A 24,767-nucleotide genomic window follows, 5' to 3' on the forward strand; every position below is an offset into this window, starting at 1 on the left:
TGTAAAGGATGGACGGTAAATCCTTGTTCAGGGGAAACTTGAACTTTCTTGGTCTAGCTGATGTGTTCCAGATTCTTGGGGGCAACAACGCCACTGGGATTCTCTGCATCACAAGCCCATACGTCGAAGCACCTGCTTCGGTAGATTTTCTAAACGGGAATCCTGTCAATGCCACCCTGGGGCCCCTCAAGGGACTCGATGCGGTCTATGCTATGTTCGGGTGGAGCGATGGTTATTTCGAGTTCCGTCCCGGGAAGACTGCCAAAAAATCTGCCGCGATCAAGTCCAGCAGGATGCAGATCGTCCTTGACGCCCTTCGAATGATTGACGACGGCCGAATCAAAAAGGTAGGCCCCCCTTCATTCGTTGATGACGAAGACTCCGGGAATCTCCAGGGGGAAGGCACAGCAAAAGCGGACCTCTTTCCTGCGATCCAGGGTCCTCCGGTCGACTACCTGTACGTGGTCAAGGATGAGACGGTTCCAAAAGGGGAAAAAATAGTAACCGAAGGTTCTTATGGAAATTGGGTGTGGGTCATTCTGGATGGTCGTGTGAGAATAACGCGAAACACTCCCAAAGGGCCCTTGGTGCTGGCTCAGCTCGCGGAAGGAAGCTTCATCGGGACCTTCACGGCTTTCCAATTCCAAGATTTCATCCGCACGGCAACGGCGACGGCCGTAGGAAGGGTCCACCTGGGTCTCCTCGACACCCAGAGACTGGCCGGGGAATTCGCCTCTCTTTCAAAGGATTTCAGGAGAATTCTTATTGAATTGACGGATCGCCTCAAGACCGTCTCGGATTCCACGGTTCGGTATTTTCTTGAAGGAAACAAAAAGGGAAGCAGTGATGGATCTGGTGGATCCTTGCCAGGATGGATGCCCGTCTCTTCAGGGAATCGTCATTCCCCCCTGGATCAGCAATCAAAAAGGAGCCTGATGCCGATTCCCTTAAAGAAAGAGGATGTCCTTCGATATAGCCTGTTTTCAATCGCTGATACCCCGGAACATCCCCTACCCCGCCGATGGAAAACCCATACCGAAGAAGATGAGCGAACGAAGTGGGAGCTTTTAAAAAGAGAATATGACAACCTTTCCCCAACCCTCAAAAACATGCTCGATCATCTGGCCACCTGTATCGTCGCCACCACCCGATTGTTTTTATTCTATGAAAGCAAAAAGGGCGAGCCCTGGATTGATCTTACCCCCCGATCCTGAAAAATGATGTCGGGAAAGCCTTGGCCGCCGTTTGTGGATGGGAGCTTGTTGGGGCAGCACTTGATATCAGACATTTGCTCCGACGAGAGCCTTTAGCGGCATTATCACGGATTAAGTGAGCGATATCAAGGACTGCCCCGGATCAAGGGTCTTGTTTACTGTTGTTGACTTTTGCTGGTGGGCGGGCTATTTTCTGATTTTTACTGAAGAGAGGAGAACTTAGAAACATGCGGAAGGTTGTCATTTCGGTCCTGGGAACGGACCGGCCGGGAATTGTGGCAGCGGTCTCAAGGATCCTCGGCGAAAACCATTGTAATATAGAAAATGCCACTCAAACCATCTTACAGACAGAGTTCGCCGCTATTTTCATCGCCAGGATGCCGAAAGACCTTGAGACCGATGATCTGCTCTCACGCCTTCGCAGGGGATTGAAGTCCCTCGGTCTTCACGCATTCCTGAAATCCATGGAGACCCTTCCTGATTTTCCGTCTCCGCCTGAAAGCGAACCCTTCGTGATTACGACCACCGGTCCTGATCGACAGGGCCTGATTTCGGGAATCACGGAGATTATGGCCCGGTTCAGGGCCAATATCACCAATCTCAAGGCCCTTTACCGCAAAAACACGGATTCTACGGAACGGACGACAGTCATCATATACGAAGTGGATGTACCGGTCCAGATAGACCATCAGGCCTTCAGGCAAGCCCTCAGGGACCGGGCCGATGATCTCGGGCTGGATCTCAGTATCCAGCACCGTGACATCTTCGAGGCCATCCACAGGGTTTGAAAGACCTGTTCTGCACAACACCCCTGCTCTTTCCCAGGACTTTTTTACTTTTGGATTGAATTTGATAGAGCAATTGGAGATCTCCCATGTTAAGTGATCGAGAAGTTCTCAGCACCCTGGAGATGTTGAAAAACGAACACCTTGACGTAAGAACCGTGACCCTTGGCATCAGCCTCTTGGATTGTGCAAGCCATGAACTGGATCGATTTAAAAACCAGATCCACCGCAAGATCACCTTGCTGGCCAAGGAACTGGTTCGGGTATGCGATGAGGTGGGTGACAAGTATGGTATACCGGTTGTGAACAAGCGAATCTCCGTAAGTCCCATCGCCGTCGCCGGAGCTGTATTTTCCTCGGCCCAAATGATTGAAGTGGCACGCACCCTTGACGAGGCTGCAAAGGAGGTCGGGGTTGATTTTATCGGCGGGTTCACCGCCCTTGTGGAAAAAGGATTCGCAAAGGGAGATCTCTCTTTGATCGAGGCCCTGCCAGAGGCCCTCTCCGTAACCGAAAGGGTGTGTGCCTCCATAAACGTTGCTTCCACAAGGGCCGGTATCAATATGAATGCGGTCCGCCTGATGGGGCAAACCATCAAGACAGCGGCCGAATATACGGCGGAGGCCGATGGACTTGCCTGTGCAAAACTTTGCGTTTTTTCAAACATTCCCCAGGACATCCCCTTCATGGCGGGGGCTTATCTCGGAATCGGAGAGCCCGATGCCGTTATAAATGTAGGTGTAAGCGGTCCCGGAGTGGTAAAAAAAGCCATTGAGCGGGCAAGGGAATCCCGGCCGGGGCTCGATCTGGGGCAGATATCCGAGATCATCAAGCGAACTGCGTTTAAAGTAACCAGGGTGGGGGAATTGATCGGCCGGGAGGTGGCCCAGAGACTCAGTGTCCCATTCGGAGTGGCGGATCTTTCCCTGGCCCCGACTCCCCATGTGGGGGACAGTGTAGGAGAAATTTTTCAAAGTCTTGGGCTGGCCAGTATCGGGGTGCCGGGCTCAACGGCTGTTCTGGCGCTTCTGAATGATGCGGTAAAGAAAGGGGGAGCTTTTGCCAGTTCCTTCGTGGGAGGATTGAGTGGGGCCTTTATCCCTGTGAGCGAGGATCTCAATATCTCGGAGGCGGCCCGCCGGGGTTTGCTTTCCTTGGAAAAACTGGAGGCCCTGACGAGCGTTTGTTCGGTGGGGCTGGACATGGTGGCGTTGCCGGGGGATATCGCTCCTGAAACGATCGCAGCCATTATTGCGGATGAAATGGCAATCGGGGTCATCAACCGAAAAACGACTGCGACACGGCTTATCCCGGTCCCCGGGAAAAAGGCCGGGGAGAGGGCCCATTTCGGAGGCTTACTGGGCTCGGCCACCATCATCCCTGTGAGAGACGAGGAATCCTCCCGGGACTTCATCAGGCTGGGAGGACGAATCCCGGCCCCGACCCAGAGTTTGATCAATTAGCCTGCGCCCAACCACAATCTTCCGGGCCTGATGCCTTTCCCTCAAAAGCTCGAAAAGGGAATCGTTATAGCCATTGCATTTTTTCGAGTGGGAAACCGGATCATTTGAAAAGCCGTCGTTGGTTCAACGGGAAGGTATGGCAGGAATGAAACGACCTTCCACCGCCTGTGTTTATTTCACGAAGTGGATGTAAAAGGAGGAATTCGATTTAGTGCCCATCCATAAATAGGCAATTTTGTTCAAGGTCAAGGAAGGCGAAGATTTTAACCGCAGGAATACATTGAAGTATTTCGAGGATTAAAATCTGAGCCTGACGCAGAGATTGGGGATCCGGGGGGAGGTAGATCCGGCCGCTATTTCCACTACGTTTCACTTTTTTTTCGATTATCTCTTCTCCGTAAACCTCGAATTTCACGCTCCCCTTGGTGACATCCAAGGATATCTCCTTCTTTTCCTTTTTCTTCTGCTCCACGTCTGCCCGCCTCTACCAAAATGGAATCCCGCGATCCATTTACGACCGCATTCATCTCATAGGGTTTCTCCCCAAGCGCCTATAAAAAGGTCCCTTTATCCGGAAAATTCTTTACGATTCCAAAACCTTTCTCAAGTTGATGAAATTGCTTCGATCGAAACCCAGGGTCTTGAAAAAGGAAAGGAGATCGGTGGAGTCCCACCTTACTGATGTATACACATTGGTGATGCCCTGTTGACTGTAATGGTCGAATATTGTCTCTGCAAGTTTCTTTCCGATCCCCCTCCCCATGTATCGGGGCGACACACCGAGGACACTGATCCATGCGCTTTTATCCAAGCCGAAATTTCCGGATGCAACATAACTGATCATATATCCGATCACTTTCCCCTGGTGCTCGGCGACATAACTGGCATCCCCTTTTCTTCCGACCTGTTCCTCGATGATCCTTTTCAAATCGATGTTGTCAGGAACAGAGGAAATGGCCGTTTCGATCTTAATGATGTCATCGGCATCCTCTTCTCTTAATCTTCTGATCAGGACATCCTCCACGGGTTACCATCCTCCGATTCAGTATAGGTTAATGCCCATCCATAAATGGCCCTTTTCCTCAATCTCTGCGTCAGGCTCAGATTTTAACCCAAATTATGCGTGAATGCTGAAATTTATTTTTATTACAATATTTAAAGCATCCTGACAGCACCCGATGGGTGAAGGATAAAAGGATGTTCCCTCCGCTACGTTCGCTACGCCGTCCATGGCTCCGCTCACTGCCGATTTTGGCTCTTCCGCTCTCCTGCTCCAGAGCCAAAATAGGCCGCTCCGGGAAAATTTTTGGCTCTTCCGCTCTCCTGCTCCAGAGCCAAAATAGGCCGCTCCGGGAAAATCCTTTTACCCTTTCTTAGACAGGCGTTCACACATAATTTGGGTTTAATCCTCGAAATACTTCAATGTATGGTGCCTCTGCCGCTTGGCATTCTAAAGCGGGATGGTTAAAATCTTCGCCTTCCCCTCCGGGGCGTAGGCCTTACGAGCCGGAGGCTTGACCTTGAACAAAATTGCCTGATTTACGGATGGACACTAGGTTAATTGAAAAGGTTCGGCTATTAAACCGGAAATCGTTTATTCACTTGTTTTCCGGGATCAAAATGCCCCTGCATCGGGGAAACGCTTTCACTGAACTGTGGTATCGGCTTCTTTCCGAACCCGTCGGCAGACATGCCTTGATATCACTCTTCCATTTGAGCTTTTTAATGGAGCGGAAAACAAAAATCAAGAAAAACAGAAACCTAAATTGAGCGATTTCCGAGTTTTCAGGAGATGCAAGGCGCGCGAGCCACGCCAAACAACCGGCGGGCAGGGATTCAGGAATGAGGCGTATATATCAGTACGCCGCAATGACGGAATCCGAAGCGCCTGTCTGCGTGCCTGCCTGTCCCGTTGGGACGGCAGACAGGCAACGCACAGGCAGGCAACGCAGCTTTCATAAAAATCTCCGTCCCCAGTGAAAATTGCCCGCATCCTTGGAGCACCCTCTAAAAATGTTGAGATTTAACGGGGTATATCCTATGCTTTCATTTAAAAGGGTTAGGCTTCCAAGGGAGTTTTCGATGACCTGCAGTTCGGTGAATGAACAGGAGTTGCTCAAAAGGATCCTTGAGCTCGAAAGGGAGAGCGAAAGACGCAAGAAGGCCGAGGAGGCCTTGAGGGAGAGTGAGAAACGCCTCTCCCAAATCGTTCAAGGAAGCTCCATACCCACCTTCGTTATAGACCAAAGGCATATCCTCACGCATTGTAACAAGGCCTTTGAAAACCTGACCGGGATCAGGGCCGAAGAGATTGTCGGGACCAACAAGCAATGGCTCCCCTTTTACCCCAGCAAAAGACCGGTCCTCGCAGATCTGATTCTTGACGGGGCCTCCGAGGAGGAGATTTTACGGTACTATGGGGGCCGTTGCAGAAAATCCAGGATTGTCGAAGGGGGCTACGAGGCGGAGGCTTTCTTTTCTGATGTTAGAGAAAAGGGAAAATGGCTTTTTTTTACGGCCGCCCCCATCAAGGACTCGGATGACCGAATCATCGGTGCGATTGAGACACTCCAGGACATTACGGAACAAAAGCGGACCGAAGAGGCCTTGCGCAGATCCGAGAGGCGTTACAAGAGGCTTCTTGAATTCCTCCCCTCCCCGGTCGTCCTGTTCACCTTGGATGGTAGGGTATCTTACCTGAACTCCGCTTTCACCGAGACTTTCGGGTGGACTTTGGATGAACTGGAAGGCAAGAGAATCCCATATGTCCCGCCTGGCCTTGAAAAGGAAACATCAGATAACATCAAGCGCCTTTTTGAGGAAGAAGTCATCCTCCATCACGAGTCCAAACGGATTACCAAGGACGGCAGGATCCTGGATGTCTCCATTCGAGCATCCACCTATTCCGAAACCGGGGATGAACCGACGGGTGAACTCGTTATTCTCCGCGATATTACCAAGGAGAAGAAAATCGCCCGCAACAACGAGGCCATTCTCAGGATAAGCACCGCCTTGCCCGAGTATCCCGACCTTGAGGAACTCCTTGACTTTGTGAGCAATGAAATCAAGAGGCTTTTCAATACCGAGGGAGCCCTTGTGGCCCTGATGAACGAAGAAAAGCAGGAACTCTTTTTTCTTGGAGTGGCTTACGACGAGAGGGCGGTGCAGGAAAAGGTCAAGGATGCGCGCTTCTCCATGGACCAGTTGATTGCGGGGAGGGTCATCAAAACCGGGCGCCCGATTATCATCAACGATATCAAGGAAGAATTCGCCCTCCATCAGAAAAGAGATCGGAAACTAGGCTACCAAACCAGAAACCTTCTCTTGGTCCCCCTCAGGAGTTTTGACCGCATCATCGGGGCGCTTTGCGCTGTCAACAAAAAGGAGGGGGATTTCGAACAGGCCGATGCCGACCTGCTCAGCATGATCGCAGGGACCGTCGCCCTTTCCATTGAAAACGCCCGGTTCGCCGAGGAAATCAAACAAGCCTATCGCGAAGTCTCGGCCTTGAACAGGGCGAAGGACAAGGTCATCAATCATCTTTCCCATGAACTGAAAACCCCTGTCTCTATCCTGGCGAGTAACTTGAAAATACTTGAAAAGAAGCTTTCAACTCTCCAGGATAACAGCTGGAAACGGGCAATGGATCGTTCCAAAAGAAACCTGGATAGAATCCTGGAACTTCAATACAAGGCCCATGATATCCTCCAGGATAAGCATTACAAGATCCACGACCTCCTTTCCTCCATGCTGGATCAGGGTGCCGACCTGTTTGAGTCTCTTCTTGAAGAACATATTGGTGATAATCAAGTGATCCCTCTTATACGGCAGAGGATCGACGAAATTTTCAGCGCAGGTGAGTCAGCCCCCAAGCACATCTTGCTGGGAGATTTTCTGCGGGAAAGATTGGCCGCCCTCAGACCACGGTTTTCACATAGGACTATTGATATCTTGGTCCAAATCGAAGCCAACCCCTCACTGTTTCTCCCCCAAGAAGTCTTGGAAAAAGTGATCGACGGCCTCTTGAAAAATGCAATAGAAAACACACCGGATCAGGGGAGAATTGAAGTCAGGATACTGGAGGAACAAGGGGGTGTTTCCCTGGTGGTCCACGATTACGGAGTCGGCATTCCCGAGGATGCCCGAAAACGAATCTTTGAAGGTTTTTTTTCAACCCAGGCCACCTTGGACTATTCGACCAAAAGGCCTTTTGATTTCAATGCCGGTGGAAAAGGCACGGATCTATTGAGAATGAAAGTGTTTTCCGAGCGTTACGGATTTTACATCAAGATGAATTCTACGAGATGTCGTTATATCCCCCGGGAAACGGACAAGTGTCCGGGTGAGATCCGTGCCTGTAAATTCTGCGCCTCTATTGAAGACTGTCACCGGTCAGGCGGTACCACATTCACCGTTCATTTTCCCGTCCCATAGAAGGGAAAACGGCTCCCGACAGAGCGCATACACCGCGGAATTTTCCGCAAGCAAAGGGTTCGATTGCGTATGGTTCAAGTGGCCGAGTGATTGTTGTAGAACTTAATAAGCCGGCCTCCATGCATTTCCATTTGACCCCTTGAACCTTCGACCCCTGGGCCCCTAAAATTATCGGTTTCAGCCGATAGTAGTTTACTTTATTTAAAGGAGTTGTTTATGTCTCATAATTCAGTCGAAGGCCCCAAGGATTCCTTGGAAAGCTTTGCAGATCTTCTTGATTCTTATGGTCCGGGTTCCCAAGAGGATTTTCGGATCGGCGACAAAGTCAAAGGGAAAGTCATCTCGATCGGTAAAGAACGGATCTATATCGATACGGGAACAAAGATCGACGGATTTGTGGAAAAGGAAGCCTTTCTGGACGATTCCGGTCAATTGACCCTTGAAGTGGGAGACAGTGTGGAACTTTACGTGGCCGCTTACAGTGGAGACGAAATTACCCTGGTAAGAGCGCTTACGGGGGGAGGAGGCCTGGGGCTTCTTAGGAGGGCCTTTGAAAATTCGGTCCCGCTTGAAGGTAAGGTTACGGGGCAAGTGAAGGGAGGGTTCCAGGTGGAGGTCAACCGCAAACGCGCATTTTGCCCGTTAAGCCAAATGGACCTTCGCTACGTTGAAGACACAGAATCCTACCTTGGAAACACTTATCGCTTCCTTATCACCCGCTTCGAAGAGAACGGAAGGAATATCGTACTATCCAGACGTAAATTGCTTGAAAAGGAAGGAGCTGAAGAAAGAAAAAAATTCCTGGAAACCCTCCGCCCCGGTGACCGAATTCAAGGAAAGGTGACCAGGCTGATGCCTTACGGGGTTTTCGTGGAACTTTTCCCAGGCCTGGAGGGCATGGCCCACATTTCTGAACTCTCATGGTCTCGGGTGGAGAAACCTGAAGAGGTCACCCGGGTGGGTGATAACGTCGAGGTGATTGTGCTGGACATCGAAAAATCATCAAAAGGAGCCTTTCCCCGGATTTCCCTTTCCCTGAAGCAGGTTAGCGGTGATCCTTGGGAGCGGGTGGAAGAGTCCATCCGGGAGGGAGACAGGATAGAGGGAAAGGTTACCAGATGTACAAACTTCGGGGCCTTTATCGAGATCACGCCGGGGGTTGAGGGCCTGGTTCATATCAGTGAGATGAGTTACCTGAAAAGGATTCAAAGGCCCGAAGAGGTGGTGCAAGTCGGACAAAGGGTCCCTGTCCTGGTCAAGGAGATCGACCAGCCCAATCGAAGAATATCCCTGAGCATCAAAGAGGTGGAGGGTGATCCGTGGGTCGGTATCCAGGAAAGATATACGCCGGGACAGACCCTGGAAGGGATCCTCGATAAGAGAGAGTCGTTCGGAATCTTCATTCAGCTGGAGCCCGGTGTCGTAGGCCTGATGCCCCAGTCAAAATTGGGGTCTGCACCGGATCCCGCTATCTTGAGCAAGTTGAAACCAGGGGATCCGATCGCGGTCATGATAACGGAAATCCAAGCGGGACAGCGGAAAATAACCCTTGCCCCGGCTGATTCCAAGGGAGAGAACGATTGGAAACCCTTTGCAGGAAGTAATGCCGGATCCCTCGGCACCCTCGGAGAAAAACTCCGTCAGGCCATTCAGTCAAAGTCGGGGAAATCGGTGTGACAGCTTCATACTTGAAAAATATCCTCTTCAAGGGGTGTCAGGATTTCATAACCTGAATCCGTCACCAGCACGGTATTCTCGATTCCCACCGCTCCTTCTCCCGGGAACACGATCTTTGGTTCAAGAGCAAAGGTCATCCCCTCCTCCAGGGGATAGTCGTGTTTCTCTGCGAGGAACGGCGGTTCGGAGAGTTCCAATCCGATCCCATGACCGATGAAGCGGCTCTGTAAACCCCGGGGACCGAGAAAAGTGTCCGCATAACCCATTTTCGCTGCGAGTCCCAGGGCGAGTTCGAAGAGTCGGGCGCAATCCATTCCCGGCCGGGTCTCCGCAAGGACGGCATCATGTATCTCCCGGCAGGCCCTGTAAGCGTCAACGAATTTTCGGGGCATCCTCCCGATGGAAAACATCCGGGTCTGGTCCGAGAGGTACCCGTGAAAACAGGTGCCGAAGTCCACCAAAATGGGCTCACGGGCCTTCATCCTCCTTCGGCTCGCCCCTACCGGAAAGATGGGAGACACCCCGAATCCCCCCATAGGAGAATCGGATTGACTGACGATGCCTCCCGAAGGGCCGCTCAGGATGTGCCAGGTATAGGCCTCATAGTTCATGCTTCTGACCCGAAGCAGCCCTTCATGGCCGTATTTCTTGGCGGTCGCCTCCAGCCATCCTCCGAATTCGATTTCCGTCATTCCTTCTCCGAGGATTCCAAGGGCCTCGTGATATGTCTTCCGGGCTATCTCTCCCGCCTCCTTCATGAGGCGAACCTCAAAGGGTGATTTTCTCCGCCTCACTTTTTTGATGATTCCGGAGGCGTCCCTGATCTCGCAACCCTGAAAAATGCTTGTATAGTACCGGAAGTCCCGGACCGGCAGTACATCCAGTTCGATTCCGAGACTCCCCGGAAGGTATCCAAGGTGTTCTTGAATCATGGACGGCAATTCCCTGAGGGACACCATCTCAACGATTCTATCCAGTGGAGACTCCACCCTGCTCCGTTCCACTTCCCTGCGAACGGCGAGGAGCGGGGCCCCATGGACGGGCACCAGCAGGATGGCATCCTGTGCGGTTCCGGAGAAATAGAAAAGGTCGATTTTTTGAACGACCAGCACGGCTTCCAGATTCTCCCTCAACATTTCCCGCCGCAGCCTCTCAAGACGCAGGGAGATCTCCTCCAGTGGTGTAAAGACAAACCCCAAGGATCGTGCCATTTCTTCCAAGTGATTCCTGATCCATTCTGCGTAATTCATCACGTTTCCTTTCCCGTGGTAAAAACCTGAGGCGGCCTGGGGTTCCCCTGGATCCCTCGGCCTTCGAGGTTCCGGCATTGTACGGGGGAGGCACTCAATTTTCAAGCGCTCTTCCTCTGTGGATATATCCGTCTTTTTCCTCAAGCCCCACCTAGGGCTTCGGATTGACAGCCCAGAATAGGTATCCTATTCTTTCTTTTCTGGCAGATGCAGATTCTGGAAGGTATGGAAAATGATTCTTAAGCGGCTTGAGGTAGGAAGTCTTTCTGTCAATTGCTATATCGTGGGAGATGAAGCTGTCGGAGAAGCCGCGGTATTTGATCCCGGGGGGGATGTGGAAACAATCCTCAGGGTCCTTTCCGAGCATGAACTCCGCGTTAGATACATTCTCAACACCCACTCCCACTTTGACCACGTGGGGGGAAACCAGGCCCTCAAAATAGCCACGGGCGCCCCGATTCTCATACATCGGGATGAGGGGCCCTGGCTTCAAAAGGCCGACGAGAGGGCGGCCCTTTTTGGATTTTCAGCGGAAAAGTCCAAGGCAGACCGGTATCTTGAAGAAGGAGACTCCCTCCGGGTGGGTTCCATCCGTTTCGATGTCATGGAACTGAGGGGGCATTCTTATGTAGGGCTCGGGTATCTTTTCGAGGGAGATATGAATCCAGGAGAAGATTCAGGCCATAGAAAGATATTGATCTGCGGGGATATCCTGTTTTCCGGAAGCATCGGGAGAACCGATTTTCCCGGGGGGAACCTGGAAGTTCTCTTGGAAAATATCCGTACCAAGATTTTTACTCTCCCTGACGATACCCTCATCCTCCCTGGTCATGGACCCATGACAACGGTAGGCCGCGAGCGACGTTTCAATCCGTTTGTTCGAGACTGAACAAAGGTCATCCCCTTAATCTGCGACCACTTCCCGGAGTACGGACAAGTTTTCGAGGATTTTCCCTGCCCCCCTTGCCACCGCCAGCTGGGGTTCCTCGGTGATATGGACAGGAAGCTTCGTCTCTTCCTTTAATAAGGTTCCCAGATTACGCAATAGGGCGCCCCCGCCCGTCAACATGATTCCCTTGTCCAGAATGTCCGCTGAAAGTTCCGGCGGCATCTGTTCAAGGGCGCTCCGTATTGTTTGGCAGATGGAATTGATTTCCTCTGATATCATTTCCCGCACTTCCGCTGAATCCAATTCCAAGATTCTGGGAATTCCAGAGACGAGGTCCCGCCCCCTTATCTCGGCCTTTCTTCCTTCGCCGTCGGGATATGCGCTGCCAAGACGGATCTTCAATTTTTCAGCGCTTTCCACCCCGATGAGAAAATTGTAATTTCTATTGATATACTGTTCGATGGCCTCGTCCATTCGGTCCCCGGCGATTCTTACAGACTTGCTGTAAACAATACCCCCAAGGGAAATAACGGCGACCTCCGTTGTCCCCCCACCAATATCCACAACCATGTTCCCCGTGGGTTCGGTAACTGGAAGCCCGGCTCCAATGGCCGCGGCCATGGGCTCTTCCACAAGGTGAACCTCGCTTGCTCCCGCCGAGCGGGCACACTCCCGGACCGCCTTCCTTTCAACAGGGGTGACACCGACAGGGACACCTATTACAACTCGAGGTCTACCCAAAAACTTCCCGCGACGAAGCTTACCCATAAAATAGCGCAGCATGGTTTCAGCAAGCTCAAAATGGGCTATCACCCCGTCTCTCATGGGACGAATGGCCTCGATACCCTCGGGGGTTCTCCCCAGCATCATCTTGGCTTCGCGCCCCACCCGCAGAATGAGGTCCGTTCCGTCTTCTCCCCTTTTCACGGCCACCACGGAAGGTTCATTCAACACGATTCCCCTTCCCTTGGCGTAAATGATAGTGTTGGACGTTCCAAGATCGATCGCCAGGTCATTTGAAAATTTACCCACTAAAGAGACCACAATTCCGTTCCGTCCATGTCTCGATGGAAGTTATGACCTAGACTATTATAAAAAGCCACTACCCTTGGCAAACAAAAAACAGCAAGGCTCTCCCTTTTCCCCTCCCGCGCTTTGCTCGTCACCCGGGAAAAGCAGGGGAAAAAGAAAAGGGCAGACGCTCATACAGGTAACATTCTAAGATTCCCTTACCTCCAAAAAAAACCCCGGGCGTGCCCGGGGGCTCCAGGTGTGCCGTTGCTAGTTTTCTTTACTCTTTCCTCCTAACAACAGGAAGGAACGCAAAAATTGCAACGAACACCCCAGAAATCGACTCGCTTCGATATACTTTATTGCTGTATCCTCAACATTCCCTGTAAAGAGAATGTCTGCTTCAACGATGTCTTGGGGTCCATGTATTCAGGAGCGGTCGGGGTATTTCTTCGGGAACAACGCATCTCCCCTCCCCCTGATCGCTCGGGGTACTATGACATGTTCTTTATCATAAAGTTATGGAACTATTTGTCAAATAAATAGTCATCTACAGAGAATTTTTCTCAGGCCCTCATCAATTTTCCCGGGATTTCTGGCCGGACATGTCTTTCAAGATTTTTTCCAAGTATTCGAGTTCTCTCCCAAAGCCTGCCCAGTCGCCGTTTTGCAGATTTTTCTTGGCACGGCGGTAATGTTCGAGGGCGGATTCAGCGAGTCCGCCAACATCGCCCCGTGTTGTCGTCGATGGATGCAAGGTTCCACGATCTTCCGCTCCCGATGTCACCCTGATCAGCTTGGCAAGGGCCTTTTCCAAATCCTCTTCCATCACTACCCGATTTCCCAGGGCAGCGATTACTCTCTTCAGTTCCGGAAGGGCGGCGGCGCCTTTCCCCTCTGTGGGGGATCGGGTGATCCCATCCTTGCTCCTCCTCGCCTGTCCTTTTTTCAATCGGGTCCTTTGATTGCTGGCTGGTGCAGTTTCCTCCCTTTCCTGCTTTGCCTCTAAATAGACCGGTTCGATGTAAAGGAAGGTGTTACGGATCGGAATGGCAAGCATGTTCCCCCTGATCACCCTGGAGCCCCTTTGATCCCAGAGGCTCAACTCACGCGAAATGTCGGTCTGTTGGTCGATCCTCGCCTCAATCTGCATGGGACCATAGACAAGCTTCTCTTTGGGTAACTTGTACACGACAAGATTACCGTAATTCGGCATGTCACTCCTGGCGGCAAGCCACCCGATCATGTTGTCCTTTTTTGAAGGTGTGAAAGGAAGCATTAGCAAGAATTCTTCCCTCTTCTCACCTGGGAGCGAAATGATGATGTAGTAAGGTTTCATTTTCCGACGGATTCCACCGTAAATTTCATCAGGGACCTGCCACAAATCCTCTTGATTGTAAAAAACCTGGATATCCTGCATGTGGTAGATTCCATAGGTTTCGGCCTGCAGCTCGAACAGGTCCCTGGGATAGCGGAGATGCCCTTTGATCTCGTCCGGCATCTCAGAGAGCGGTTTGAACAGACCGGGGAAGATACGTTCATATGTGTTGAGGATGGGGTCCTTTTCATCCATCTTGAAAAATTGAACCCTCCCGTTATAGGCGTCGATAACAACCTTTACCGAATTGCGGATGTAATTGACGCCCTTATTCCCGAAATGAGAATAAGAACGATGGGAATAAGGATACATGTCGGATGTGGTGTAGGCATCCAGGATCCAGAAAAGCCTCCCGCCTGCTATCACCAGATAGGGATCCCGATCATACTCCAGAAATGGAGCGATGGCCCTCACCCTGCGCTCAATCTTCCTATTGTATAAGATCCTGCTCTCGGGAGTGAGGTAATTTGTGAAAAAGATCTGGGGATCTTTGAACTCAATGGCATATACCAGCCTTCTCAAAACACCGGTTAATGGAACCCCGCCCTTTCCCACGTAAGTGGCGTAAACATTCCTGTCTCCTTTAGGATAATCGAACTCCTTCGCCTTTGTATTGACCAGAACATATTCGTCAGTCCTTTCGCCGAAGTAGATCTCAGGCCTTGTGATTTCCAGCTCCGGCACGCCTTCAGGAGGAAGATCCTTGATGAGGAGGCGGGGAAGTCCCTCCCTGGTTACTTCATTGACCGGACTCGTCGCCACCCCATATCCATGGGTATAGATGAGATGGCGATTGACCCAGGTATTCGCTTGGGGAGGAAGTTTATCGACCAGCAACTCCCTGGCCGCCAGCATAACTTGTCTGTAATGACCACCCACTGTATATCGATCCACGTCGACGTTATTGAAATCATAGTAAAGCCGAATGGATTGGATCTGGCGGTAGGTCTGGAGCAAAGGGCGTTCATCCCATATACGGATGTTTTCAACGGTTCCCCTATAACGCCTGAGATCCTCTCTTTCGAGCCGGTTATCGACAGGAAAACGGACCTCCCTGATTTTTTCGAGATCATATCCTTTTCGGGTGAATGCGATGTTGTAACCGATATAGGTCCCTTCCTTGACGAGTTCGTTGGGCTTGACCACGAACTTCTGGACCATTCCCGGGATCACGGTGCCCAAAACAAATACGGCCGCCAACCATCCTATACCAGCCTTCCAAAGGAATTTTCGGCTCGACCTGTAAGCGGATGACAAGAAAAGGATACCGGTTGCCAGGGTCAGGATGATGATGACTCGGTAGGCCGGCATCCTGACATGAACATCAGTATAGCTGGCTCCGAAGGCGGGTCCCTTTGTGGAATAGAGAAGCCCGGGAACCTTAAGCTGATATCCCCAGGCGATGAGCAGGAGCAGGATTCCGCAGATGAAAAGAAGGTGCTTCGCAGCACTGGGAGCAATCCTGATTCTGGGTATTCCAACGGACTTACCGGTATGCTCCACCGGTTCTTCAACAATCTGGAGTACTCCGTCTTTGAGGTACCACATGGCCGAAAGAAGGCCTGAAAAACCCACGATGAGCAAAAGGCCATACTGTAGTGTCAGATAAAAGGGCAAGGAGAAAACATAGAATCCTATATCTCTGCCGAAGACCGGATCCTTGATATCAAAGGGCTGTTGATAAAAATAGGATAAGACCATGGGCCATTGCTTGGCTCCCTTTGTGGCGATGATCAAACTGGCGACCAGTACCAGCACCAGGATCAGGGTATCCAGGGTCTTGCCCGAGAGGGGGTGTTGGGAGAAGCCTTCAACCGTGTTTTTGACCGGTTCTTTGTATTCGTTCTTTGAACTGATGGCCTTGGCAATTTTGAGGTTTATGAAGATAATCCCCAGAAAAGCGATCCAGATGGCGGCTCCAAACCCAGTCTTGCCCAGGGCGGAGGGCCAGAATACGGAGGTGTAACGGAGATTGTTGAACCACAGCCAGTCCGGATAAAATGAGGCCACGACCCACAGTATGAAAAACAAGAGGAGGCCTGCCCCCAGGAGCACCTTTTTTTTCATCATGATATCTCCCTATGTTTTAAATATCATTGTTGCCGCCCTGAAACGATATTATGAACCCGCTGTCCGAAAGAGTGATCATAGGGCCGGAAGTTGTTTTTCGCAAGGTTTTTCGCGGATCGAAAAAGATGCCGGCAAGCCTCGTACTTCTTTGATCCCTCCATTGCCTGGTTTCAAGGAGTCGAAGCATCAACCTATATTCAAGTTTTTATAGAGACATGCCGATATTTCAAAACGAGAAACCATCAAGCGGCTGAAGGGCAAACCATCCGAAAGGGTGGGACGCAAAGCCAACGGCCTAAATCAGTCTCATGGCTGACAGGGCGGCGGGGTTGCTAGGCTGATAAGACAAGACCTGCAAAGGGCCCCGAGTCGCTGTTGAAACGGGGCCTTTTACTTTTGGATGTCATCCCTCTGACCCACCCCTTTGGCTTTTTTTCTGAACAGACCCGTTCGATCGCCGCTATTTGGGAAATGGTTTCAATGGTATATGCAGGGATCGATTCCAGGAATCAAAATCATAAATGAAAGGGGGGCTTTGAATGTTTATTGATTCATTGACGGGTATCATTCCGCCCCAGTCCTTGGAAATCAAAATCGACAAGAAAAAGGATGTTGAAGAACCCAAACCCATAAAGGGATCCCATAGGAGTGACGACGCCCGACTGGAGATGGCTAAACAGGATATCGCCAAAAAAAACAGCGGGATCCAGAAAATTCCTGAGGGAGATTCCCATCCCGGTTTGAATGCCCTCTCCCAAAAATCGGGATCCGGCATCAATCGTAAACTGGATGTGGTTGTGTGATAAAGACCCCGGGGAGAGGCTGGGTATCTAAGGATACTGCAAGGATCCCGCCAGGTCCCTGATCCCCTTGAAAATCAAGAACATGGCAGGTCTTCAAACCGGTTGAGTTCGAAATTCTTTCTCACCTTCTCCGGATCAAAAATGCGTCCGTTCATCGCGATGTAGACCCCGGGAGGAAGGCACTGGACTGCACCGATTGCACATCCGATATTGAATTCCGCATCGCTTGACTTGAATCGCGCCGGCTGGATGGATCCGGTAAGGACGATCACCTTGTCCGTGATGGCCCGGAGCGTCTTCGCCGTCTCGATCATGGTATCCGTTCCATGGGTGACGACCACACGGTTGCAATCGTCCCGTCGAATGGTGTCCAGGATCAACCGGCGATCTTCCTCGTTCATGTCCAGGCTGTCCTTCTGCATGATGGAAACCACCTCGTATTCAAAGTTGACCCTTGCCTCAGCAAGGACATCCATGACCTTTGGGTTTCCCACCTGGTAGACACTTTTCTGGTCGAAGTAAACCTTATCGATCGTGCCGCCTGTCGTAAATATCTTGATCTTCACGGTGTCTTCCCCCTTGCAAATCTACAAGAACCCTGGTTTCAATTCGCAGGCCCCCTAGATCGCCTTGATCCGATCACGTAAAAATTCACTAATTCTTTCCATATCATTAAGTCCCCCAGGGAGATCCTGGATGGAGATCTCAGCCCTAGCCGCGCTTTTATGTCCTCCCGCCGGTCCCCATTCCCCGAACAGTCTTTGGGCGACTTTTCCTGCATCCAGGCGAAACCCCGCATTTCTGAAAATCACAATAAGCCTCTGGCCGTAAACTCCCGCCACAATACACCATGTGGCCTCGGCCATTCGAAGAAAAAAATCGGCGATGATGACGAGGAGGTCCGGTTCTTTAACACGTCCCATGAATATGAAGGCCCGGTCCTTGTATAGGCTCAGGTTGTCGATGGCGAATTTGATACTCTTCAGGGTACCCCGGGTGATCTCAGAAAATTCAAGTTTTTTGATGGTATTGATATTGGCGAACCGGTACAGGTACTTGAATGCCTCGATATCCCCCAGTATCGAGTTTCGGGCGAAATTATCCGTATCTGTCTTGATCCCGTAAAAAAGCGCCGTGGCCAGTTTGGGGGAGGGTTTGATCCGGGCCGCTTTTAAGTACTCGGTCATGATGCTTGAATTTGCCCCATACTGTTCCCTGATATCCACGAAAGGGGCAACGGATAGATCACCGGGCGGATGGTGGTCGATAATGATGTCGAATCGATGCCTGGCCAATCGTTCATCATGGTGAGGCTGGGAATCGACGATCGCCCACCTGGTGATACCTTCGGGGTGTTCCCTGAAATATACCAGATCGACCTTCAACAGCCTGACCAGGGCCAAATTATCCGCCCTCTTGATGACATTAGTGCGGTAAATATGAACCTTCTTAACCCTTCTCCAAAAAAGCCGTTTCAAGGCCATGGCGCTGGCGATAGCATCCGGATCCGCGTTTATGACAATAGCCAGCACATCATCAGGAGCAATAATCTCCAACAATTTTTTGTACTTTTCCACCTGGGAAACAGACTTTGCAAATGGATGCTCCATGATGGGATGTTCCTGGTCCATTATTGTCCTCGTCTGGGAATTGGAGAGGCCCCTTGAATCCTCAAGCCATTCAGAACCCTTTTCTTCTCTTTCACAACCAGATACCTTAGAAAAAATCCAAACCTTGTTTCAATGAAAAAGTCATGCCCCCCCTTTCCAGGGCCAATGTTGTTTCAAGTATTCAAGGCTGACCGAAAGATCCGGTTCCCTGTGGGGTTCAAGAGTCACCAAGGGTCGTGTCCCTTTCAGGTGTTTCAAGAACTGAAAAAGGGGACGAAATTCGATGGTCCCCCTCCCAAGGGCAAGATGTTCATCTGATCCTCCATCGTTGTCATGGAGGTGAAGGTGCTGCAGGTGGGTCCCCAGCACCCCCAGCCATTCTTCAAGGGGCTTTCGGCCAAAGGCCCACATGTGCCCCGTATCCAGGCAAAAACCGACATCCAGTCCCGACAATGCCTGAAAAAGATCAAGGAGATCTCGAGGATCCCCCTCGTAGACATTCTCCAGCATCAGTTTCGATCCCTCGTACCTGACACGAGGCGCCATCCAGCTCCATGTCTCGAGACTGAAGGCGATCCACTTTTCCTTGAAAAATCCATATCGTCTCTCATCGTAACCCGCATGACAAACCACGGCCCTGGGCTCGAAAAATGGGAGGAGATCCAGGGTTTGTTCAAGACGTTTCCGGGTCACCTCCCTTACGGCAGGGTCCAGTGAACCTGGAGAGAGATCAAGGAAAGGGCAGTGCAGAGTGACCTCCAGCCCGTTTCTTCGTAATGTCTCCCCAACGGCGCGGAATTCCGATGCGGAATAATGATCCAGTGCATGGGCGTCGATGCCAACTTCAGGATTCAGCCGCTCCTGGATGAACCGCGGGAGATAAGAGTCGTATAGCAAGGTGAATGGAATATTGACATGGATGGAACGAAGGATTTCTTTTTCCATGGAATCCGCCGTCGTTGACATAGCATCCTCTTTTTCGTTAAGATTCGATAAAAGTTCTGCAAAAGGCTGATGTACTCAGGCCGTTGCGAGGTTTCTTCAGAGGTACTCTTTTCAAAGAGCCTCCATCTTGGTGCCGCGATGGAGAGGAGTCAATGAAAAAGTATATCCTTTCTCCCATCTGCTCGGCGTTCGTGATTCCCGGGCTCGGTCAAATCCTTAATAACCAAAGGGCCAAGGGCGTTATCCTTCTTTCAGCAATGTTCGCCCTCTTCGTGGGAGGGGTGGTGGAATTGACTCTTGTGATACGGTCTTCACTGGAGAAGGGGAATTTAGCCGGATCTCAGCCAGCAGATTTTCTTCAGTTACTTGAGGGAGAAGGTCACCCTTTACTGGTTCTCATTCTTGTGCTTTTTCTCATCGTCTGGGTCTATTCCATAGTGGATGCCTTTTGGGTAGGTATCAAACTGGAACGGGAAAAGAAGGGAAACGGTTTATGAGATCCTATTTGATGGACGAAATCCTCCCGGCGGACATTGAAAAGGCAAAGGCCTTTCTCATGAAAAACACCCTGACCGCCCAACTCGATAACCTTTTTTGGGTTCCCTTGCCGGAAGATTACCTGAGCGAGATTCAATCCCGCCATATATCGTGCCAACCCCACGTGTTTGCAGTAGAAATCGGAAAGGACTGGATCAAGATGGAGTTTTTCGTGCGGAGCCTCAAGGTGATGAGGTGTGATTGCCAGTCTTACTGCACATCCCGTCAATCCGCTTACATCATGAGCTTCGGAAACCAGATCGTCCGCGAATTGGGCATCAGGACCTGACGCGGGGAAACACCTTTCCTGCCCTACCCTGCATCCGCTACTATATTCCCTTCTCTACCAGGTTTTCCGAAAGCCTTCCCCGGTACAATCAAATTGACTTGAGCCAATAGATCTGTTAAACAGAAAGTTTCTATACATATTGAATGGAGGCTCACCCAATGGATTATAAGGCTACTCTCAATCTTCCCCGCACTGACTTTCCTATGAAAGCCAACCTGGTGAAGCGTGAACCCGAAATGATCGCTCGATGGGAACGGGACAACCTGTACCAACGAATCCGGGAGGTATCCAAGGGGCGGAAACGATACATGCTCCACGACGGTCCTCCTTATGCCAACGGGCACATCCACATGGGCACGGCCTTCAACAAGGTCCTCAAGGACATCATAATCAAGTCCAAGCAAATGGCGGGTTTCGATGCACCTTACGTGCCTGGATGGGATTGCCATGGCCTGCCCATCGAGCACAAGGTGGACATGGAACTGGGAGAGAAAAAGGCCGAGCTTTCCCAGGTAGAGATCAGACGCCATTGCCGCCGATACGCCGAGAAATTCATCGACATTCAGAGGGAAGAATTCAAGAGACTCGGGGTTTTTGGAGAATGGGACAGGCCCTACCTGACCATGAACTATCCCTATGAAGCTACCATCGTGCGGGAATGTGGGAAATTCGCCTTAAACGGAAGCCTCGTGAGGAGCAAGAAGCCCATCTATTGGTGTATCTCCTGTCAGACTGCCCTGGCCGAAGCGGAGGTGGAATACGAGGAACATACCTCCCCCTCTATTTTTGTAAAATTTCCTATGATTTCGGACCTCTCGGAGATTTTTCCTTCTCTTCGTGGAAAGAAAGTCTCCATGATCATCTGGACCACGACCCCTTGGACCATTCCGGCCAATCTGGCCATCGCCCTTCACCCCGATTTCGATTACGTGGCTGTTGAAGTCGGCGGGGAGGAGGTCTTCATCCTGGCCGAGGGTCTCACCAATATCTGCATGGATACTTTCGGCATCGACTCCTACGAAATCCTCGAGAGATTCAGGGCCACGCAGATCGAAGGCCTGAAGGCCAAACATCCGCTCTATGATAAGGAATCGGTGATCGTGTTGGCCCCTTACGTCACTCTCGATGCAGGTACGGGCTGTGTCCATACGGCTCCGGGTCATGGTCGAGAGGATTATGAAACAGGGCTGGAATACGAACTGGAAGTCTACTCACCGGTGGACGATGCCGGCCGTTTTACGAGCGATGTCAAGCTTTTCTCCGGCATGAACGTCTTTGAGGCCAATCCGGCGATCAATCAAGCCTTACGAGAGCGGGGAGTTCTCTTGAAAGAGGAGCCCATCACCCATGAATACCCCCATTGCTGGCGGTGTAAAAAACCCGTGATTTTCAGGTCCACCGAGCAGTGGTTCATATCCATGGAAAAGAACGACCTCCGGAAAAAGGCCCTCCAGGCCATCCGGGAGGTCAACTGGATTCCCTCCTGGGGAGAGGACCGCATTTACGGGCTCATCGCCAACCGCCCGGACTGGTGTATCTCCCGCCAGCGGGCCTGGGGTGTTCCTATCACTCTCTTCTATTGCAGGGAATGCAATGCTGTTGTGGTTTCAGAAGAGATCATCGAGCATGTGGCAAACAAGGTGGAACAGGCCGGAGCCGACATCTGGTTTATGGAATCGGAAGAAGAACTCCTGCCCCCGGGGACCTCTTGCCCGCAATGCGGTGCCACAAAATTTACCAAGGAAACGGACATATTGGATGTATGGTTCGATTCCGGGGTCAGTTATGCCGCGGTCATGGAAAAAAGGGAGTACCTGAACAGCCCGGCGGATCTCTACCTGGAAGGAAGTGACCAGCACCGGGGCTGGTTCCATAGTTCCCTTCTCTGCTCCGTAGGAACACGGGGCCATGCCCCTTACAGAAACGTCCTGACACACGGTTTCGTCGTGGACGGCACGGGTAAGGCCATGCACAAGTCCGCGGGAAACGTCATCTCACCCGAGGAGCTCATCCGTGACTATGGCGCTGAAATCATCCGGCTATGGGTTGCCGGGGAAGATTACCGGGACAATATTCGGCTTTCAGGGGAAATCCTTCAGCGATTGACGGAAGCCTACCGTCGCATTCGGAACACCTGCCGATTCCTCCTTGGAAACCTGAACGACTTTGAGCCGGACCGGGACAGTGTGCCTTACAGTGAGATGGAAGAGTTGGATCGTTGGGCCCTCAATCGACTGCAGGAAATGAACGAACGGGTGCTCCGAGCCTATGAACAATTCGAATACCATCCTGTATTCCATAACATCCACAATTTCTGCGTGCTGGACCTTTCCTCCTTCTACCTGGATATCATCAAGGACAGGCTCTATGTGTCTCCTCCCAAATCCAAGGAAAGGCGATCAGCTCAAACGGCCCTCAACGAGATCCTGGAGGTCCTGGTCAGGCTCATGGCCCCTATCTTCTCCTTTACGGCAGACGAAGTTTGGCAATATATGAAGGGAAATGATCGACTCCCCAGCGTCCACATGGACCTCTTCGTTCCAGTAAAGGAAGAATACAAGGATCCCAACCTGGCCGAGGCATGGGACACGCTGATCAGAATCCGCAAAGAGGTCACCAAGGCACTGGAAATATCGAGGAAAGACAAGAAGATCGGTCATTCACTGGATGCTTCCGTGACCCTCGGGGTATCTGATGAATTAATCAAGAAATTGGAACCTTACAAGGAACAACTCCGCTACATCTTCATCGTCTCCTCCGTGGACATTGTACCCGGCGCCCAGCTCGATTCGACCCCGGAATGCGAGGAATTCCCCGGTTTAAAAGTGATCGTGGAACCTTCAGCTGACAAAAAATGCGAGCGATGCTGGATCCATGATCCTACGGTGGGTGAGAGCCCTGAACACCCGGGAATTTGCAAGCGTTGCCTGGATGCGTTGCAGGAAGCTGGATACATAGTGAAATGAACACGAGCCTTGCGCGTATAGTCTTTCCCGCTGCAGTGGTCCTTGTTTTGGATCAGGTGAGTAAGCTCCTCCTCGTCCGAACCATCCCACTTTATGGTTCCGTCAGCGTAATTGAGGGAGTTTTCAATTTAGTGCACACCCGTAACCGTGGGGTCGCCTTTGGATTCCTGAACAGCGCGGAACCTGGCCTTGCCCAGGTTTTTCTTATAGCTATCACACTTGCGGCGATGGCCCTCTTGATTTCCTGGTTCTTTAGAATCAAAGACAGAGAACCGCGCCTTATTTTCCCATTGGCCTTGGTCTTGGGAGGAGCCGCTGGAAATCTTGTGGATCGAATCCGGCAGGGAGAAATCATCGATTTTCTCGATTTCCATTACGGGGCATACCATTGGCCGGCATTCAACTTGGCCGACTCTGCCATTTCAGTCGGGACCTTTCTGTTGGCCGTTTTCATACTATTGCAGCGTCCATCCTCTTCGCAAAGAAATCCTCTTTCACCAAAAATGCACAGGAAATGACGTGGTTCATGCAACCTGATCTTTTCACCATCGGATCCCTGACACTCCATGCCCATGGCCTTTTCATGGCCCTGGGATTCACCGTTGCCATCTTAACAACGGCCTGGATTGCAAAGACAGAAGGAACCACTTCACACACGGTCCTGGGATCGGCGCTGGTCATGGGCCTTGGCGCCATCATCGGTTCGAGGATCCTATATGTCATTCTCAGTCCAGCCTATTTCCGGTATCATCCCTTTGAAATCCTAAAAGTCTGGGAGGGGGGGCTCGTATTTGTCGGTGGGATGGTCTTCGGCGCTGCTTGCCTTGCATGGTATACAAGGCTGAAAGGACTTTCTTTTTTATCCACTGCAGATTTGTGGGTACCGGCGGTCGCCCTGGGAGAGGGGATCGGGAGAATCGGTTGTCTTGCGGCGGGCTGTTGTTATGGAAAAATTACCGGGTTGCCATGGGGAATCGTTTTTTCCAACCCTCGGTCCCTGGCCCCGCTTCACGTTCCGCTTCATCCAACGCAACTCTATGCGTCATTGAGCGGCTTCCTCATCTTCGGTATTCTGCTCTTTCTTCACGCCAGAAAGAAATTCACCGGCCAGTTGCTGTTATGGTACTTAATCCTGCACAGTACTTCCACACTGCTTGTTGAGAAATTCAGGGGCGACTACCGCTGGTTGATCCCGGGCACCGAGATGACCTTTACCCAATTGATCAGCCTCTTGATCCTCATTGGCTCTGCGATCCTTCTCCTCTTCATCAAGCCGTCAGATCAACAAAACCAAAGGGAATAAAGTGGATATCTCTCCTTAGAACAATGGCTTCACTCCAACTTCACCGGTGTGTGGCATTTTTCTTGCATTAGATATGCATATTTCCTTGAATAACGCCCAGGACATGCAATTATCAATAAATCATCTAAGATTATCTATAATGT

General features: G+C 51.2%; 20 protein-coding genes and 1 riboswitch. Of the genes, 12 read left to right on the plus strand and 8 right to left on the minus strand.

Annotated elements, in window-relative coordinates; genetic code table 11:
- Nucleotides 1-8: 8 nt before the first annotated feature.
- The 3 genes from JRF57_05310 to JRF57_05320 all read left to right on the plus strand — a co-directional run bounded on the left by JRF57_05310 (nt 9) and on the right by JRF57_05320 (nt 3,462).
- Nucleotides 9-1,214, plus strand: coding sequence for a DUF4388 domain-containing protein (locus JRF57_05310; protein ID MBW2303113.1), 1,206 nt, complete (start codon nt 9-11; stop codon nt 1,212-1,214).
- Nucleotides 1,215-1,441: 227 nt separating this feature from the next.
- Complete coding sequence (locus tag JRF57_05315) at nt 1,442-2,002, plus strand: ACT domain-containing protein (protein ID MBW2303114.1); 561 nt, start codon at nt 1,442-1,444, stop codon at nt 2,000-2,002.
- 86 nt (nt 2,003-2,088) lie between these two features.
- Nucleotides 2,089-3,462: a PFL family protein gene (locus tag JRF57_05320; protein ID MBW2303115.1), complete on the plus strand. Its 1,374-nt coding sequence runs from the start codon at nt 2,089-2,091 to the stop codon at nt 3,460-3,462.
- Between the two features lie 208 nt (nt 3,463-3,670).
- Here the strand turns inward: JRF57_05320 and JRF57_05325 are convergent, their stop codons facing one another.
- Together JRF57_05325 and JRF57_05330 are read right to left on the minus strand one after the other, a co-directional pair.
- Entirely contained in the window at nt 3,671-3,934 is a 264-nt protein-coding gene (locus JRF57_05325; GenBank protein MBW2303116.1) for a DUF2080 family transposase-associated protein, read from the minus strand.
- Nucleotides 3,935-4,045: 111 nt separating this feature from the next.
- The gene (locus JRF57_05330; protein ID MBW2303117.1) at nt 4,046-4,486 is read right to left on the minus strand and encodes a GNAT family N-acetyltransferase; all 441 of its coding nucleotides are present in this window, start codon (nt 4,484-4,486) and stop codon (nt 4,046-4,048) included.
- Nucleotides 4,487-5,544: 1,058 nt separating this feature from the next.
- Here JRF57_05330 and JRF57_05335 point away from each other — a divergent pair.
- Nucleotides 5,545-7,896, plus strand: coding sequence for a PAS domain S-box protein (locus JRF57_05335; protein ID MBW2303118.1), 2,352 nt, complete (start codon nt 5,545-5,547; stop codon nt 7,894-7,896).
- A gap of 216 nt (nt 7,897-8,112) precedes the next feature.
- Entirely contained in the window at nt 8,113-9,573 is a 1,461-nt protein-coding gene (locus JRF57_05340) for a 30S ribosomal protein S1 (protein MBW2303119.1), read from the plus strand.
- A 5-nt stretch (nt 9,574-9,578) separates the two neighbouring features.
- On the opposite strand, the gene JRF57_05345 is transcribed toward JRF57_05340, so the two are convergent.
- The gene (locus JRF57_05345) at nt 9,579-10,823 is read right to left on the minus strand and encodes an aminopeptidase P family protein (GenBank protein ID MBW2303120.1); all 1,245 of its coding nucleotides are present in this window, start codon (nt 10,821-10,823) and stop codon (nt 9,579-9,581) included.
- Between the two features lie 232 nt (nt 10,824-11,055).
- Here JRF57_05345 and JRF57_05350 point away from each other — a divergent pair, with 232 nt between their 5' ends.
- Nucleotides 11,056-11,712, plus strand: coding sequence for an MBL fold metallo-hydrolase (locus tag JRF57_05350; GenBank protein ID MBW2303121.1), 657 nt, complete (start codon nt 11,056-11,058; stop codon nt 11,710-11,712).
- A gap of 15 nt (nt 11,713-11,727) precedes the next feature.
- Here JRF57_05350 and JRF57_05355 read toward each other — a convergent pair whose 3' ends face one another.
- The gene (locus JRF57_05355; protein MBW2303122.1) at nt 11,728-12,759 is read right to left on the minus strand and encodes a rod shape-determining protein; all 1,032 of its coding nucleotides are present in this window, start codon (nt 12,757-12,759) and stop codon (nt 11,728-11,730) included.
- 541 nt (nt 12,760-13,300) lie between these two features.
- The gene (locus tag JRF57_05360) at nt 13,301-16,171 is read right to left on the minus strand and encodes a UPF0182 family protein (protein MBW2303123.1); all 2,871 of its coding nucleotides are present in this window, start codon (nt 16,169-16,171) and stop codon (nt 13,301-13,303) included.
- A 246-nt stretch (nt 16,172-16,417) separates the two neighbouring features.
- Nucleotides 16,418-16,508, plus strand: a riboswitch (cyclic di-GMP riboswitch).
- Nucleotides 16,509-16,710: 202 nt separating this feature from the next.
- On the opposite strand from JRF57_05360, the gene JRF57_05365 reads away from it, so the two are divergent.
- On the plus strand, nt 16,711-16,974 hold the full coding sequence (locus JRF57_05365) for a hypothetical protein (GenBank protein MBW2303124.1): 264 nt from the start codon (nt 16,711-16,713) through the stop codon (nt 16,972-16,974).
- 74 nt (nt 16,975-17,048) lie between these two features.
- On the opposite strand, the gene JRF57_05370 is transcribed toward JRF57_05365, so the two are convergent.
- The 3 genes from JRF57_05370 to JRF57_05380 form a co-directional block, all read right to left on the minus strand.
- Nucleotides 17,049-17,540: an asparaginase gene (locus tag JRF57_05370; GenBank protein MBW2303125.1), complete on the minus strand. Its 492-nt coding sequence runs from the start codon at nt 17,538-17,540 to the stop codon at nt 17,049-17,051.
- A 54-nt stretch (nt 17,541-17,594) separates the two neighbouring features.
- On the minus strand, nt 17,595-18,605 hold the full coding sequence (locus JRF57_05375; GenBank protein ID MBW2303126.1) for a DHH family phosphoesterase: 1,011 nt from the start codon (nt 18,603-18,605) through the stop codon (nt 17,595-17,597).
- Between the two features lie 120 nt (nt 18,606-18,725).
- On the minus strand, nt 18,726-19,550 hold the full coding sequence (locus JRF57_05380; protein ID MBW2303127.1) for a sugar phosphate isomerase/epimerase: 825 nt from the start codon (nt 19,548-19,550) through the stop codon (nt 18,726-18,728).
- A 131-nt stretch (nt 19,551-19,681) separates the two neighbouring features.
- On the opposite strand from JRF57_05380, the gene JRF57_05385 reads away from it, so the two are divergent.
- From JRF57_05385 to lgt, 5 genes are all read left to right on the plus strand, one after another.
- The gene (locus JRF57_05385) at nt 19,682-20,026 is read left to right on the plus strand and encodes a hypothetical protein (protein MBW2303128.1); all 345 of its coding nucleotides are present in this window, start codon (nt 19,682-19,684) and stop codon (nt 20,024-20,026) included.
- Nucleotides 20,023-20,355: a hypothetical protein gene (locus JRF57_05390; GenBank protein ID MBW2303129.1), complete on the plus strand. Its 333-nt coding sequence runs from the start codon at nt 20,023-20,025 to the stop codon at nt 20,353-20,355. The genes JRF57_05385 and JRF57_05390 overlap by 4 nt, the downstream gene beginning before the upstream one ends.
- Nucleotides 20,356-20,513: 158 nt before the next feature.
- Complete coding sequence (ileS, locus tag JRF57_05395; GenBank protein MBW2303130.1) at nt 20,514-23,321, plus strand: isoleucine--tRNA ligase; 2,808 nt, start codon at nt 20,514-20,516, stop codon at nt 23,319-23,321.
- Nucleotides 23,318-23,839: a signal peptidase II gene (gene lspA / locus JRF57_05400; protein MBW2303131.1), complete on the plus strand. Its 522-nt coding sequence runs from the start codon at nt 23,318-23,320 to the stop codon at nt 23,837-23,839. The genes ileS and lspA overlap by 4 nt, the downstream gene beginning before the upstream one ends.
- 8 nt (nt 23,840-23,847) lie before the next feature.
- Nucleotides 23,848-24,624: a prolipoprotein diacylglyceryl transferase gene (gene lgt / locus JRF57_05405; protein ID MBW2303132.1), complete on the plus strand. Its 777-nt coding sequence runs from the start codon at nt 23,848-23,850 to the stop codon at nt 24,622-24,624.
- Nucleotides 24,625-24,767: the final 143 nt, after the last annotated feature.

The organism is Deltaproteobacteria bacterium (assembly GCA_019310525.1).
Taxonomy (GTDB): Bacteria; Desulfobacterota; DSM-4660; order Desulfatiglandales; family HGW-15; genus JAFDEE01.

Excerpts from the sequence above, each read along its gene's own strand:
- JRF57_05310 (MBW2303113.1), top strand. The coding sequence starts at position 9 with ATGGACGGTAAATCCTTGTTCAGGGGAAACTTGAACTTTCTTGGTCTA.
- JRF57_05315 (MBW2303114.1), top strand. The coding sequence starts at position 1,442 with ATGCGGAAGGTTGTCATTTCGGTCCTGGGAACGGACCGGCCGGGAATT.
- JRF57_05320 (MBW2303115.1), top strand. The coding sequence starts at position 2,089 with ATGTTAAGTGATCGAGAAGTTCTCAGCACCCTGGAGATGTTGAAAAAC.
- JRF57_05335 (MBW2303118.1), top strand. The coding sequence starts at position 5,545 with ATGACCTGCAGTTCGGTGAATGAACAGGAGTTGCTCAAAAGGATCCTT.
- JRF57_05340 (MBW2303119.1), top strand. The coding sequence starts at position 8,113 with ATGTCTCATAATTCAGTCGAAGGCCCCAAGGATTCCTTGGAAAGCTTT.
- JRF57_05345 (MBW2303120.1), bottom strand. The coding sequence starts at position 10,823 with ATGAATTACGCAGAATGGATCAGGAATCACTTGGAAGAAATGGCACGA.
- JRF57_05350 (MBW2303121.1), top strand. The coding sequence starts at position 11,056 with ATGATTCTTAAGCGGCTTGAGGTAGGAAGTCTTTCTGTCAATTGCTAT.
- JRF57_05360 (MBW2303123.1), bottom strand. The coding sequence starts at position 16,171 with ATGATGAAAAAAAAGGTGCTCCTGGGGGCAGGCCTCCTCTTGTTTTTC.
- JRF57_05365 (MBW2303124.1), top strand. The coding sequence starts at position 16,711 with ATGTTTATTGATTCATTGACGGGTATCATTCCGCCCCAGTCCTTGGAA.
- JRF57_05375 (MBW2303126.1), bottom strand. The coding sequence starts at position 18,605 with ATGGACCAGGAACATCCCATCATGGAGCATCCATTTGCAAAGTCTGTT.
- JRF57_05380 (MBW2303127.1), bottom strand. The coding sequence starts at position 19,550 with ATGTCAACGACGGCGGATTCCATGGAAAAAGAAATCCTTCGTTCCATC.
- JRF57_05385 (MBW2303128.1), top strand. The coding sequence starts at position 19,682 with ATGAAAAAGTATATCCTTTCTCCCATCTGCTCGGCGTTCGTGATTCCC.
- JRF57_05390 (MBW2303129.1), top strand. The coding sequence starts at position 20,023 with ATGAGATCCTATTTGATGGACGAAATCCTCCCGGCGGACATTGAAAAG.
- ileS (MBW2303130.1), top strand. The coding sequence starts at position 20,514 with ATGGATTATAAGGCTACTCTCAATCTTCCCCGCACTGACTTTCCTATG.
- lspA (MBW2303131.1), top strand. The coding sequence starts at position 23,318 with ATGAACACGAGCCTTGCGCGTATAGTCTTTCCCGCTGCAGTGGTCCTT.
- lgt (MBW2303132.1), top strand. The coding sequence starts at position 23,848 with ATGCAACCTGATCTTTTCACCATCGGATCCCTGACACTCCATGCCCAT.